This window comes from Lysinibacillus sp. YS11, assembly GCF_002896375.1.
GTDB classification, from domain to species: domain Bacteria; phylum Bacillota; class Bacilli; order Bacillales_A; family Planococcaceae; genus Lysinibacillus; species Lysinibacillus capsici.
The window spans coordinates 225,773-240,046 of record NZ_CP026007.1 but is presented as its reverse complement, the minus strand read 5'-3'; the positions used below and the strand labels follow the sequence as shown (position 1 = coordinate 240,046).

Genomic DNA, 14,274 nt, shown 5'->3' with positions numbered 1-14,274 from the left:
ATTTTTTAGTCAGTAGAATATATTGTATAGGACTTTAATAAAATCTCTACTCGCTTTTGTTACGGCTAGCCCATTCACCTATAGACTCTTGCTACTCAGATGCCTTCCTTGATTACAATCATAGGTTTATTTCCATCTAAATAAAATTGGACCGCTAGAACTCATTGGTCTATATTGCTTTTAAAAAAAGCCCCGTAAAGGTTAGGTTTATAACTAACTTTTACGAGGCTTTTCATTTATGATGGTTGGTTTTTATGGTGATACATAACCAACTTTAGCATATATCTTTTTCAAGTTACCATACTTATCTTCTAATACTATCGTCAGCCAGTCCCCATCAACAAATCCAACTGAATGTTCCAATATTGCTTTAGTACGCCCTCCATCAGTTTCAACAATTCCGATACCTTTAGCCAAACTAGTATCAGTGCTCTTAGTAACGATATTAATTACATCGGCTGGTGTGCGTTTATTAATATCAGTTTCGTCATTTAATTTTGATTCTGATAAATAATAGTACTTTAAAACTTCACCAGGTTCATACTCTTGACCAACAGAAGATTTTAAATCGAACATAGCCTCCACTTGTTTAGCATTTGGTTGTAGTCGTATATGAAGGAATGCTGATTCTAATTTTCTGTACTTGTATTCACCAATATTAATAAATTTATGTGCCTTATCCTTATAGTCAGAGATAACAAAGTCTTTAGTTTCATCTTTCATTGTCACTGTAATAGTTTGGTTTGCATCAATTGGATCTATTGCTTTAATAATAAGTTGGCTATTTTGGGTAGAATCTGAACCTACTGTATATTTTACAGGCTCATATTTATCAGTTACATCTTTACCACTACTATCAGTAATCGTTAGAATCTTATCTAGCTCAACACTAACTGTATCCCCTGTACTTACGATCGTTGATTTACCATCGACTTCACGCATGATAGTTTCACTTGATGTGATAGTAAACGTATCATCACTGTTACGGTAAATTAGACCAGGATAATAGGTTGGCTTTAGTTTTGGATCATTCGGTTTCGAATTTGGATCCTTGCCCACAGGCGATACCATCCCAATCTTAGGAGGTGTACCATCCGAATAGAAATTCTGCTTCATCAAACCACCTGATGTTCTATCATGGTCATTATATGAATCATTCGCCTTATAGATTGTAAAATTACCAGGAGTGTCCTCTGCTCCAACATAAACCACATATTCAGTATGTGGCTTTAAAGTAACGCCTCTGGCATCAACCGTCCCTGACAGACCTTTTCCAATCTTTTCAACAGATGGACTACTTTTGAGTTTTGTTTCTAAATATTTTTCATCTGCTGGAGCGGTTAAATTAGCATCAGGATTATCAATTAATATACCATCCTTATCTTTAATTCTTTTTTCCACAAACCAGTAATGAACTTTTGCTGTTTCATTTGTCTCAAAGCTAATAGTTGCTTTTGTATCATCATTCTCTTTTGGCTTAATCTCTAAATTACGAATTAAAGGTGCCTTAGTATCTTCGAATACTGTCTTAGGACCTGCGATTTTAGAAAGTTCTCCTCCACGATCTCTTAGTACCATGTAAATAGAATAGCTATTAAACGGATCGAGTTTATTTTGTTCCACAGATACAGGGAATTTTTGCGTAGCTGTTTCTAAATCTGCTGTCCCTGAGCCACGTTGAATATATATATCTTTTCCACCAATTTGGAAATAACCAGATTTACTAGTATCACCTGCAAACTCATTAATAAAATCTCGTTCAGTAATTTTATGATCTGTTAAATATTGTTGGAAAGTCTTCGTCTCACCGTTATCTACTACTGTATTAGGTAGTATCATATAGTAATACGTTCCCGCTTTATTAGGCTCAAATTCGATTTCAGCTCTACGGAAACCATCAGATTCATCCGCTTTATTCACTGGATCTTTTATTGTTATCTTTGGTTCCACAGTGTCTTCATGTTTATACTCAGCATAGTTACGAACCGGGTCACCTGGCTTCACTGTGCCAGTATTTTCAAACGCATTATCCGCTAAATCTTTAACACCTGGTAATACTGTTACACGCAACGTATCACCATTAACAAACCCCGTATCAGATGGTATTGTTAATAAAACTTTTTTATCTCCTGCTTTATACTCTACAGCTGATGGTTTGATTCCTTTTTCTCCAGTTACGTTAACAATAACTGTACCCGTTAATAAATAATTGTTAATATCGTTCGCACTTTCTGGATCTAATGCTTCACTAACAGTAAGTTCAAACTGATTATTGCTTTTCCTTACTAACTTTCCTTGTTCTACATATGGATGAACACTATCAAGCGCACCAGTTTTAAAATCTTTTACCGCAGGAGGGTCTATCGAAAAGTTACCTGAATTATCTTTCATCACAACGTAAAGCTGATATTCTGTTTCTGCATCTAATCCCGTTAGAATGCCTTTTATGCCAAGTTCATCAGCTTTTGCTTGGCCTTTTCCTGTAGAGTTAGCAACGATGTCAGCCGTTGTTGGATCAGTTGCTGTTGTTTTCTTACGTATATAATAGTAATAGTCTCCTGGTTCACTGGCTGTAAAAGTAAATTCAGCACGTGTTCCTCCATGTAATGGCGTAACTTGGAGGGATTTCACTACTGGTGGTGAAGCATCTTTCATTTGGAACTCTTGAGAAACTATGTCCGATGCATTTTTCGAGCCATCCACAACCATGATGTAGATAACATATTCTTTTTTCTCACCTAAATTAGAAACCTTAATTGAGTTTGTTCCTTTGATGGCTGCCGCAGTTCCATGTGCTACGTTCTTATTTGAGAGACGGTTAACCATTTCACTTTTATTTGGTGCCTCTGCGCCCTTTTCACGCACAATATAATAGTACGTACCGACTTCATCAGAAGTGAAATCTGCTTGAATTTCGCTACCATTTAGGACTTTTACATTCGTAATACTAATGATTGGTTTTGTTTTATCATCAGGATTTTGATTCTCATTTTCCTCTTTATCAATTGGTTTGCCATCTGGATCAGTAATATTGCCTATATTATCTTTATCATCGAGGAAATCGTCGAAGATATTATTTGGTGATCCATCCTTAGGTAAGATGACCTTATCAATATACGTATAATCTCCAATATCAATTTTGCCATATGAATTATCAACAAATAATGTGCCAATTCGTCCATCAATATACAGCTCTAGATCTGTGTAGCTATTGTAATTGATCCAATCGATATTTCCTGAACCATAAATTGTAAGCTTTGTTTCAGTATTTAAATTTAACGTGCCAATATTGCCTTGAATTTCAAACTCTCGGACATTCCCAATGATGTCTACACGTGGTAGTTTTGTATTCGTTTCAATTTTTGTACCAGTTTGAGAAACTACTAGCCGAGAAACACTGCTGTTATAGAATTCTAAATACTTCTCAACATTTTTCATTTCCTCTTTTTCTTTAGACCAGTTAACAAATGGCTTGTCATTTTCAGTATTTGGTTTTGTCCAATTTTGAAGATCGTTCGAATTGTTATTTGACGAATCATCGCCTTTATTGTTATCTGGGTTTGACCAATTAATAAATGAAATATTGTTACTTGCCACACGACCAAGAGCTAATGGTTGATTGTAAGTAGCCCCTAAATGCAATGGTGGGCGAACGGTTTCGTTGACAAACATTGTCCCTGTCAGCGTCATATTCGAGAATTCTATATAATTACCATTTACTACAATCGTTGCACCAAAAGAACCGTAATTTCCATCAAAATCTAGAGAACGTGTGCTTGTCCCGCTTGCATTAAGGGTCAATTTTGAAATGGAGCGAATTCCCTTACTCGATAAATCCCCCTCAATGAATGCACCTTTTAACACCGGAGCATTATATTCGTTAAAAATATGAGCAAGACTCTCTGGAATTGTATATGACTGGCCATTTATATAAACTGCGTCATCATCCACATTTGTGATTTTGTAAGATGTTTCATTATTTTTCTTCTCTTGTGAACCCACTACAAACGAAGCAAACTGTCCGCGAGTAACAGGATCAAATGGAGAAAATGTAACAGGAGTTGTGCCCTTTGTAATATTCAAATCGATTAAAGTTTGAATATAGATGGCATTGTTTGTTTTGCTATTCACATCTTTAAAAATATTATTGTACGTAGGGGATACCTCTAGATGGAATCCAACTACAACCATTTTGGCTAGTTCCCCTCTAGTCAACACTTCATTCGGCATAAACATGCCATTTGAATAGCCCGACATAATACCTGCATTTTGCAATGCCGCTACGTATTTATAATATTGATTGCCCTTTGGAACATCCTTATAGTAAGGATCTTGGATATTTTTTGTATCCAATTTTAACGCCGTTGCCAGCATTTTCGCTGCCTCTCCACGAGTTACACTGACATCAGGACGGAAAGTATTATCCGCAAAACCGCTCATTACGCCCTGAGAATATAGTTTTAATATTTCATTATAATTATCCGAGTATTGGTTAATATCCGTAAAGGGAGAAGTAGCCGCTGCTGCTTTTGGTGGTGATACTACTGCAGCAATCCCACTTGAAGCAAATACTGTTGCAATCAAGGCTTTATTTACTTTTTGGATTTTAGATTTATCCATTCCACTCTTCCTTTCGTTTATGTATTTTGATACGTACAAATATCATTTGCTCATATCCTTTATATCGACCAAAGACTAGTGAACCTTCATAGATAAATCTAAAATAGTAGGGTAAATTTCTTCTAGAGTTAGAGACTAAAATACGATTTCTTTACTATGCGAGTCCATAAGCTTTCCATCACTGAATATTTAAAAATTCATAGTTTGCAATACATAAAAAAGAAGCCATTAAAGATAGATTCATAATTGGCTTCTCTTTATTAGATATTAATTTGGACTTTTAAAAGTTCGGTTAGTTTAAAAACACTAAATTATTTCATTTTTATAAATTACCTTGTTTACATTATGCCTAACAGTCTTATGACCTGCTTTTATACCTTTACCAATAGCAATCAGCATAACATCAAGATACCTATCAGAAATATTTAAGATCTCTTTCAATTTCTTAGAATCGTAGCCTGACATCGTAATTGTGTCAAAACCAGCTTCATTCGCTAACAAAACTAAGGACATTGAGGCAAGACTTACATCTCTAGTTAACTCTAACTTTAGATCTTCTTTTGTCTTACTTTCATAATAATTTATTGCAGCATTCGCAAGATAGTCTCTTAATGATTCATCAAAATAACCTGCCTGGTACCCCTCCTCATGAATTTTAATAATATTACCTTTGTTAAATGCCTGATAGTCGCCCAACATGACGATTAACGTTGAAGCTTCTACTATTTGCTGTTGATTAAAAGCTATAGGTAGTAATAAATTTCTTAAGTTCGCATCCTCGATTATTAAGTATCGCGTTGCTTGAATATTATTCCCGTTAGGCGACTTACTTGCACTTTCAACTAAGGCAGTCAATGTTTCTGAACTAATTTTATAATTTGAATCATAATGTCTAACTGAACGTCTTTTTTCTAAAATATCTTTTACATTCATTATGAACAACTCCTAAGTTTTTATTGTATTGCGCCTCTAATTATAGTAAGCAATAATAAATAAGAAAATAACGCACAAAAAAGTGGTATAGCCACTTTTTTGTGCCTATTTAGGAGAGGAAGCACATGGTTAACTATAATACAGGAATCAATATTTTTATGGATATTGCAGGTGGCAAATGGAAAGGTTTAATACTATTTTTCTTGAGTCAACAATCAGTAAGGACGAAAGAGTTTTATGAATTAATACCCGGAATTACGCAAAAAGTTCTAACCGATCAATTGAAGCAGTTAGAAAGAGACGGACTTGTTCGGAGAGAAATATTTAAAGAAGTACCACCAAAAGTAGAATATAGTTTAACAGATTTAGGAGAGTCATTTATCCCCGTTTTAAATACGATGTGTACATGGGGAAATGATTATGCACGTTTAAAGGGAATTGCCAAGGAGCAACAAATTTGTTGTCATCAAAAGGAAAGCTAAGTTTTCCTTAATGGCTCCTTGTACTAATCACCTTTCTATAATTCGTATCAAAACCACAGCTTGTCACTTTGTTAGAATATCCCACAAAATGCTAAAAAGCCAAGGAGCATCGGTGCTCGCTTGGCTTTTGACGATATATAGGCATACATCTAGTCGTACTTGGGGTGTCATAAGGGAAAGGGGGATAACCTTACGTCTTGTCAAGTCGATCAAGAGATGTGGCCCGAGTTACATATCATTTGAACATAATTTAAAAGTCATGTGGCTGATGACTTATATACAGCTTGCCCAAATGATGTTTGCATTAATCATTACCCCAAAAATTAGGGTTGTAAGCTCTTTTGTTATATTTTTTTATTCCTTTTTGAGACTCCAACTTTTACCTGATTTCGCCCTTCTTGTTTCGCAAGGTAAAGTGCGTCATCAGCCGCTTCAATTAGCGCTTCAGTTGTATGTGCCATTGCTGGATAGGCAGCTATTCCTGCAGATAATGTTATTGGTCTACCACATGGACTGACCGTATCGGCCAAAGTTTTTCGTAATTGTTCTGCGACTAGTGTGGCTTCCTCTATCGTCGTGTTCGGCAGAAGTATGACAAATTCCTCGCCACCGTACCGGCAACATACATCGCCTTCACGAGCTACTGATTCCATTTGTCGAGCCAAAAATTGTAAAACTTTATCGCCTACTGCATGTCCATATGTATCATTCACACTTTTAAAGTGGTCTAAATCTAGCAAAATAATGACATGTGGTACCTTACTTGCTAACCATTCAGCAAGCATCGAATCCATTGTACGTCGGTTCGTAATCCCCGTCAGTGGATCAACAGTAGATTGATCTTTGAAAAAGGAGACCTGTCCATGTAGAAACGATAAACTTCGAACCAATGCATTCTTCAAAGAATAGGCTTCAAAGTACCATCCACTAACAGATTTTAAACCTTCTACATTTTTCTTATCTAAACTTTCTTCTGTTAATGATGCTAGTTGTTGTAAGGGATTCGCAATACGTGCTGCAGCCCAAAGTACAATGATAATCGAAACAAACATAAGAGGGACAGATTTTATAATGACCTCCTGTACACGATCAAATGAAGGGGCTAATGCTACTTCTAAAGGTTTCTGCGCAACAACTCCCCACCCTGTCGATGCCACTGCACTATAGCCAGCTAGCATTTTCACTCCTTTTGTATTCTCAACTAGTTGGGCGCCATCCTTGCCAGATGTAACAGCTTGAACGACTTTATTTTTCGTTACAATGTCATTAATACGACTTGGATCTTGATGATAGATAACTCGTCCATCTGAATCAACTACATATACGTAAGAACCATCCTTACTATAATGTTCTCCCAACAAGGTTTTAAAGGCATTAGGTTCCTTTAAATAAATAGTGCCAGCAATCATTCCTAGATATTCATTGGACTCCGAGAAAATAGGATGCGATATAAAAATGATGAGCCGCCCTGTCATCGCCTCATATGGCTTAGAAATAATTGGTGTCTTTTTGGCTAATGCCTCTTTAGCGCCAATTGATGTTAAAATCTCTCCTTTAATTTCTATAGATGGCGGAGAGACAGATAAAACAAGTCCCTTTGCATTTGTTATAACCACCGAATTGAACATTTGATTTTGCAATCTCAAACGCTCTGTTTCCTGATTCAATACTTGTTCATCATCCATTTTCGTCCTAACCTGATCCGCGCTATATCCTAAGATTTGAAAAGCTTCATTTAGATAGGAATCAGCAGTTGAGGCCAATTTTTGAGCATAAACTCTATTCGTTTCTAGCGTATTTTCCTTAATGGAATCAATGTTCATCCTATAGCCGCCCCAAACACTACCTATGCTTGTTAAAAAGAATGCTGCCATTGCTACGCCCATTATAAGATGCTTTAATTTTAATCGGTGCGATTTCATTTTTCCCCTCCTATTTATGATTTTTTATATGTATATTTTGAGAGATTCTTAAACAATTAGTGCCTATTATAAGCAAAGACTCCTATAGGTAAAAGTAACATGTATTAATTGTGTAAGAAGAATCCAACACACCTCTAGGATTGTATCAATAAACGGGGTTGTATCATATAGAATCTGGCAAACAAAATTCCAACATTTTAGTTATTTAGATTAAAAATTGCAACAGCTGACGCTAATTATCTGAAATTTGATAGAAAATCTAAATTCTAAATTTTTTTACTTTTATTGTTATTCTGACATATAAAAGTTGAAGCGTTTATTTTATAATAAAAATTAGCATAGGCAAGTTAAGATTTAATCTGTTATAATACTCATTAAAATATAATAAACTGTAATAATACAGTATATAGAATACGCTTTTCACACAATGGGGATTATGAGAAAAGCGCTACTCGCCATCATCATACAGATGGTTGTGTAGCCTACACAAAAAGGGGTTGGAAGATTTGGGCATTTTAAAGGGGTTAAAAATTCTCGATTTTTCTGCATTACTACCAGGACCAATGGCGACAATGATATTTGCTGATTTAGGAGCAGATGTCATCCATGTTGAATCTTCAAAGCGGGTTGATTTAACACGAATTATGCCTCCCTATGACGATGATCACGAGGCATATATCCATCAACATTTAAATCGATCAAAAAAGTCTATAACGCTAAATTTAAAATCACCAGAAGCTATCGACATTGTTAAATCACTTGTACAGGAGTATGACGTTATTATCGAAGGATTTCGACCTGGCGTAATGCAGCGACTTGGCATCGGCTATGAAGCGCTTAAAGAAATAAATCCTAAGATTATTTATTGTGCGATTACTGGCTACGGACAAACAGGGCCTTATAGTAATCGACCAGGACATGATAATAACTATCTATCCTTAGCTGGCTTACTCGACTATTCCCGCCATAAGGATAAAAAGCCTGTTTCCATGGGCGTTCAACTAGCTGACATAGCTGGAGGGACAATGCATGCAGCAATAGGTGTGCTTGCTGCTGCTCTTCATCGCGAAAAAACAGGAGAGGGACAGTTCATCGATATTAGTATGACAGATGCTGTCTTTTCACTTAATGCTATGTATGGGGCAGCATTTATTGGAGGTGGCCGTATTCCACAGCCAGAGCAAGAAATTTTAAATGGAGGCAGTTACTATGATTTTTACAAAACAAAGGATGGGCGCTTTTTCTCTGTCGGTAGTTTAGAGCCTCAATTTCGCAAATTGCTCTGTGAAGCACTCGATATTCCCGAATTGATCGATAATACCTTCAATGACTCCTACTATACGCAAATTCGTTTTAAAGAGGCTGTTCACGATGCCTTCTTGTCCAAGACATATGAGGAATGGCTTGAAGTGTTTAACGAGAATTTCGAAGGTTGTGTAGAGCCAGTTCTAACATTTCCTGAAGCATGTGAGCATCCACAGCTAAAGGCACGAGAAATGATTGTGACTATACCCAAAAGCGATGGCACTCTGCAAAAACAAATTGCCTCTCCGTTTAAATTTGATGGTACGCAGCCTGAATACAAGCATGTTGGTGCTAAATTAGGCGAGCATAATGAGGAAGTTTTACTATCTCTGGGCTTTAATGCTGAACAAATCAAGGCTTTGAAGGAAAAAGGTGTTTTAGAGTAAAAAAGGTGTCTAATACTGTGATGTATTAGACACCTTTTTTATACATACGCACTAATAAACATACGTAGGTTTTCAAAATGATCATCTATTAGTAGATATTTTTTGTAAATCTCCATTAACTTTTCAAAAAGCTCGTACTGCTCTGTTACAAACAAAACTCTTAAAATATTTAACATATGCAGGGAGGCACTTTGTGCTACAACATAGTATGGTGCATTTGGTTGACGATAATTGCGTCGCCACTCTTCCACAGACAAACCAATATGTTGTAGAGAGTTATTCACATGAAGTGCTATATCCTGTTGAACATATGCTTCAATTGCAATAAGCTGTTCACTACTAAAGTTTTTTTGTACTAATGAAGAATTAATTTTTTTATTCGATGCTAAAACATGCTCTTTTAATAAAAGTAAGCCATCCTCATAACGTGCCATTTTTACATAATGCTCTAGTAGAATGGCATATAAATTTTCTAAATAATTTAACTGATAATTTTTAATAATGGCAGGTGGTGTTGGTTTACGATTTGGTAATAGCTCTTTATACTCTAGTAATATTTCAATGGCATAATTATTTATTCGTTCATCCTCTAATAAATATTCACCATAATGTATAACCTTTTCACTCTGCTGTTCTCTATTTGCTATATGAAATAAAATATAGGCAATCAACACTTTTTCCTTCTCTGATAGTGCATACATTGAGTAGCGCCATTCCGCTTCAAATGAAGTAATAAACGATTTGACACTATTAAAATCACCTTCTGATAAACAATAATGAGTAACAATTTGATAAAGACGTAACTGTTTCTTTGCCAAACAGCTAGCATTATGCTTATCCACATGAGTTATACACTTATCCAGTATCGCTTTATAGTTATTCACAAAGTTATCCACATGTTCACAATTTTCTCTCACAGAATGCTCGAAATGTCCCATTATTTCATAAAGAAATGTGAATTGCTCTAAAGGTTTGTGGATAAGCAGTGAATAAACTTTTTTTGTGAAAAGCCAATGCCAAAAAGATGCATGCTCTTTATACATCATATGCACTAAATATTCATCTTGAAATTTATATAAAATAATTGATTGTAGCTCATTAACTGGCATAGCTATTTGCATTCGTTTCCCAAAGACTAACCAAATTAATCGTTCTAAGTCTATTGTATGTTGTGCAAAAAGCTGCTCAAAAAAAGTATCTTTACCTTTTTGAGTATAGAAAAAAGTACTGAGACGCTCATTCACAAATTTTGAATCTAAACCATATTTGTCAAAATATATTTGCATTTCTGTTGATACATGACCCCAATATTTACGTGCTGTGGAAAAGGCAATATTCTTAGCCGTTTCTTCGTTTACTAAAAATAGATTGGGTGAAAGCGAAGTACCAAGTATTTTTGGATCTTCTTGCAGATTTGACTCTGCTTCCAACCAAGTTGCTAGTATATTTTCAGCACCCTTTTTACTTTTTTGTTTATAAGCCATGAATAATTGCTCATCACAGTCCAACAGCATAAAAATGGATCCTCCCATCAATTTCTACCAACAAAGATCTTCCCCTATCATTCAAATACATGATTTTTACACTCTTTCTTCAATATAACAAATCTTAACTAACATATGCTAAAAAAATATGGGTATGCATAGCAAAAACGTTAACAATATAAAAAACCACCTATATAAGTGAACACACTTTATAGATGGATATCATCTTTACCAAAACAACGGATATTTTCTTTTTTCTCGTAAATTATTGATCAACAAACCGAAAAATACAATTATGACTGCTCCAATTAATACAGGGGTTAGTAAATAACTCCAACCATAACCTCCTAAAATAATAATTATAGGATTGGCGCCTGCTGGAGGATGTATGACACCTAAAAAGGCCATAAAAAATATAGTTAATCCGACACCAAGACTAATAGACAATATATTGGAGCCTAGTAATGAATACATGGCCAACCCGATAAATGCCGAAATAAAATGACCTCCAATTATATTTCGGGGCTGGGACAAAGGTGCATTCCAGACGACAAATACAAGAACGCAGCTACCGCCTAATGATGCCATTAACCAAGGTGAATTGGTAATGTTAGTTAACCATAGCAACACAAAAATGCATATTAATCCTCCCATTGCTCCAGTAAAGGCATCAGCGAAATTTGTTCGAGATGGAGCATGACCTCCTCCTCTCATTTTTAATATAAAAGGTTTTATACTATTCTTTTTCTCTATTTTGTTTTCCACACCTATAATTTCTGTCATTAGACACCAACTTTTCTCTTCTATACTCATCTGTTTTATATAAGGTCCTGTTATTCATTTTTAAACTTTAACTATTATATCAACACAACAATAGATTTCAATCCAAACTTCAAATTTCAGACAAACATTTACTTATCTGACTTGTAGCTCATACAAAAAAGCAAACTTTTAAAAGTTTGCTTTTTCAAGAAATCATTTATTAATCATATTGTTTTTTAATAGTTTTATATATTCTTACCTTTTTCAATACAGTTTTAGGTACTTGGAAAGTGGCTGTGACAACCCCTGGATGGCGTCCGATTTCAATGGAGCCTGTGATAGTTGCTCTATTTAAAACCTCTGGTTCGCTCATCTCAAATAGCTTCGCAGCTCGACTAATCGCGTTATCAGTCGCCTCATTTAACGTTTTACCAGAACCAATCACCGACACTGGGAATGCATCCTCTACCTGTTTAACACCAAACTCCTCCGCTAGCTCACGTGCGCGACGTTTTTCTTCCTTTGTAAAGGGTTTGGCTGTATAAGGTAAGTCTTCTACATTTGGTAGTAAAATTGGGCCTTCCAAAGCTACTTTCTTCAATACCTTAACTTGAAGCTGCACAATACCCGCTACATCGGTTGTATGTCCTGCAATCTCGCCGTCTCCTTGCATAGCATGCATGTCTCCAATATATACACCACCGCCTGGTACCTTGACTGGACAAATAATAGTCGCACCTTCTCGTACTCGGCTGATATCCATATGTCCATCGGTACGATGTAAATCCAATTCTTCTTGAGTAAAAGCATATTCATGTGGTGCTCCAATTAAAAATGAACCAAAGTCACCTGCATTATGTGAATCAGGCATCGCTTTAGAAGGGGTTGTCCCAAGCTGACCTAAAAATGGTCGCATTCTCGCCAATACACCTACTAAGTCGCTTGGAGCCAATGCAACAACAGGATTTTGTACAGAATTTTCAGGTGTTCTCATGTAGTTTCTAGCATCAAGTGCAATTCGTCTAGCACCCTCTCGTCCAACAGTTACACCCATTTGCCCTTTATGATCGAGTGCCATCGTATAGCCGTTTGTCATTTTAAAGGGTGCCGTTTCTGTATCACATGTAGAACATCGAATTGCATGTGGGCCTATTCCTTTTACAACTGTGCTTGGATGAAGCTTGCCACAGCCTGGACATTTTACAGAAACAAACGGATCACCAATGAATCGATCTACAATTGCTTCATCATGGCCAGACGAAGTTGCAAGAGATGTGACCTGAATAGATTTAATTTTTATAACAATGGCGTCACCCACCTCTGCTCCTTCTACAAACACGGGCTTCGTTACTTCATGTCCTCCACGAATAGTAGGAGTAAGCATGGGTCCCCAACATCCAGGTGTTGTATTGGCAATAATCGTTCCACCATCCTTAAGCGGCCCTAACATCTTCTGTGACGGATCTAAAATACCATCAATAAACTCATTTACGAACAATGTTTCAGCGGCTTGAGGTTGCTGTATAAAATCATCACTTTCTACCTCTTCTTTTTCTAGCACATGCATGTCGTTTGTCATTTTCTAATCACGCTCCTAGAATAATTTTTATGTATATCGTTATATGTTAAAAATGCTCTCTACACTTGCAGAGAGCTATTTTTATCAATTGTTCATATATAAATCAAAAATATGTGAGAAGTCTTCTTTTTTATACTTTTCTTTATGATCGATCATCCAAGTATTCGCAAAGCTTGTAATTTCTTTGAATGACGACGCAGGAGATATATTGTCATTGCCAATTCGACCAAGTGATGATGATGCTATGTTTAAACTTTTTTCCGCTACTTCTAGCTTATAAGCATTGTTCTTTTGTTCATAGCTAATGGCATGTAGTGCTTTATATAAATCTTTAATGTCATCAATAAAGCGTTTATGAATGTCGATGGATAGTGGGGAATTGCCGATTGTAAACTTAATTTCGACATCAAGGTCGATTGTTCCTGCTGTTTCGAGAAAAACTTCTGTCACAGTATACATTGAATAGTCATAGCGTCGCAGTAATCGTTTCTTGCTCATAGCACTTTCGCCATCTACATGAATAATCGCACGATTTGTAAAGCAATACTCATCTGCCTTCGTTTTAATTAAAAAGTAAATTTTTTCATCAATTTCATGTAAGATAAAATCATCTGCATCTGTCTTATCATAGTCCTCTCTTGGCACAACCACACCAATATCTGAAAGTCCAAGTGCATCTGCTGCTATTTTTTAAACATCGTCATTCCTCCTAATTTGTAATACTCTTTTTACGCTTTAGAATCTGTAAAGGTTTCACCATGTATTGATTTATATAAAAAATGTACTTCTTCTCTTGTAGAA

General features: G+C 35.9%; 9 protein-coding genes. 2 read left to right on the top strand and 7 right to left on the bottom strand.

Annotated features, from left to right (window positions below):
- Nucleotides 1-252: 252 nt before the first annotated feature.
- Together LBYS11_RS01150 and LBYS11_RS01145 are read right to left on the bottom strand one after the other, a co-directional pair.
- Nucleotides 253-4,620 (bottom strand): S-layer homology domain-containing protein, encoded by a 4,368-nt coding sequence (locus tag LBYS11_RS01150; protein ID WP_103117295.1) that lies wholly within the window; start codon nt 4,618-4,620, stop codon nt 253-255.
- A 306-nt stretch (nt 4,621-4,926) separates the two neighbouring features.
- Nucleotides 4,927-5,553: a nitroreductase family protein gene (locus LBYS11_RS01145; protein WP_103117294.1), complete on the bottom strand. Its 627-nt coding sequence runs from the start codon at nt 5,551-5,553 to the stop codon at nt 4,927-4,929.
- A gap of 125 nt (nt 5,554-5,678) precedes the next feature.
- Here LBYS11_RS01145 and LBYS11_RS01140 point away from each other — a divergent pair, with 125 nt between their 5' ends.
- Entirely contained in the window at nt 5,679-6,035 is a 357-nt protein-coding gene (locus LBYS11_RS01140; protein WP_048390751.1) for a winged helix-turn-helix transcriptional regulator, read from the top strand.
- A gap of 344 nt (nt 6,036-6,379) precedes the next feature.
- Here LBYS11_RS01140 and LBYS11_RS01135 read toward each other — a convergent pair whose 3' ends face one another.
- Nucleotides 6,380-7,957, bottom strand: a complete 1,578-nt coding sequence (locus LBYS11_RS01135) for a sensor domain-containing diguanylate cyclase (protein ID WP_103117293.1) — start codon at nt 7,955-7,957, stop codon at nt 6,380-6,382.
- A gap of 506 nt (nt 7,958-8,463) precedes the next feature.
- Here LBYS11_RS01135 and LBYS11_RS01130 point away from each other — a divergent pair.
- On the top strand, nt 8,464-9,648 hold the full coding sequence (locus LBYS11_RS01130; protein WP_103117292.1) for a CaiB/BaiF CoA transferase family protein: 1,185 nt from the start codon (nt 8,464-8,466) through the stop codon (nt 9,646-9,648).
- 38 nt (nt 9,649-9,686) lie between these two features.
- Here the strand turns inward: LBYS11_RS01130 and LBYS11_RS01125 are convergent, their stop codons facing one another.
- The 4 genes from LBYS11_RS01125 to LBYS11_RS01110 all read right to left on the bottom strand — a co-directional run bounded on the left by LBYS11_RS01125 (nt 9,687) and on the right by LBYS11_RS01110 (nt 14,160).
- Nucleotides 9,687-11,162, bottom strand: coding sequence for a hypothetical protein (locus LBYS11_RS01125; RefSeq protein WP_103117291.1), 1,476 nt, complete (start codon nt 11,160-11,162; stop codon nt 9,687-9,689).
- Between the two features lie 198 nt (nt 11,163-11,360).
- On the bottom strand, nt 11,361-11,915 hold the full coding sequence (locus LBYS11_RS01120) for an HPP family protein (RefSeq protein ID WP_103117290.1): 555 nt from the start codon (nt 11,913-11,915) through the stop codon (nt 11,361-11,363).
- A 199-nt stretch (nt 11,916-12,114) separates the two neighbouring features.
- Nucleotides 12,115-13,473, bottom strand: a complete 1,359-nt coding sequence (locus LBYS11_RS01115; RefSeq protein WP_103117289.1) for an acetamidase/formamidase family protein — start codon at nt 13,471-13,473, stop codon at nt 12,115-12,117.
- An 84-nt stretch (nt 13,474-13,557) separates the two neighbouring features.
- Nucleotides 13,558-14,160: a PH domain-containing protein gene (locus tag LBYS11_RS01110; protein WP_103117288.1), complete on the bottom strand. Its 603-nt coding sequence runs from the start codon at nt 14,158-14,160 to the stop codon at nt 13,558-13,560.
- Between the last annotated feature and the right edge of the window lie 114 nt (nt 14,161-14,274).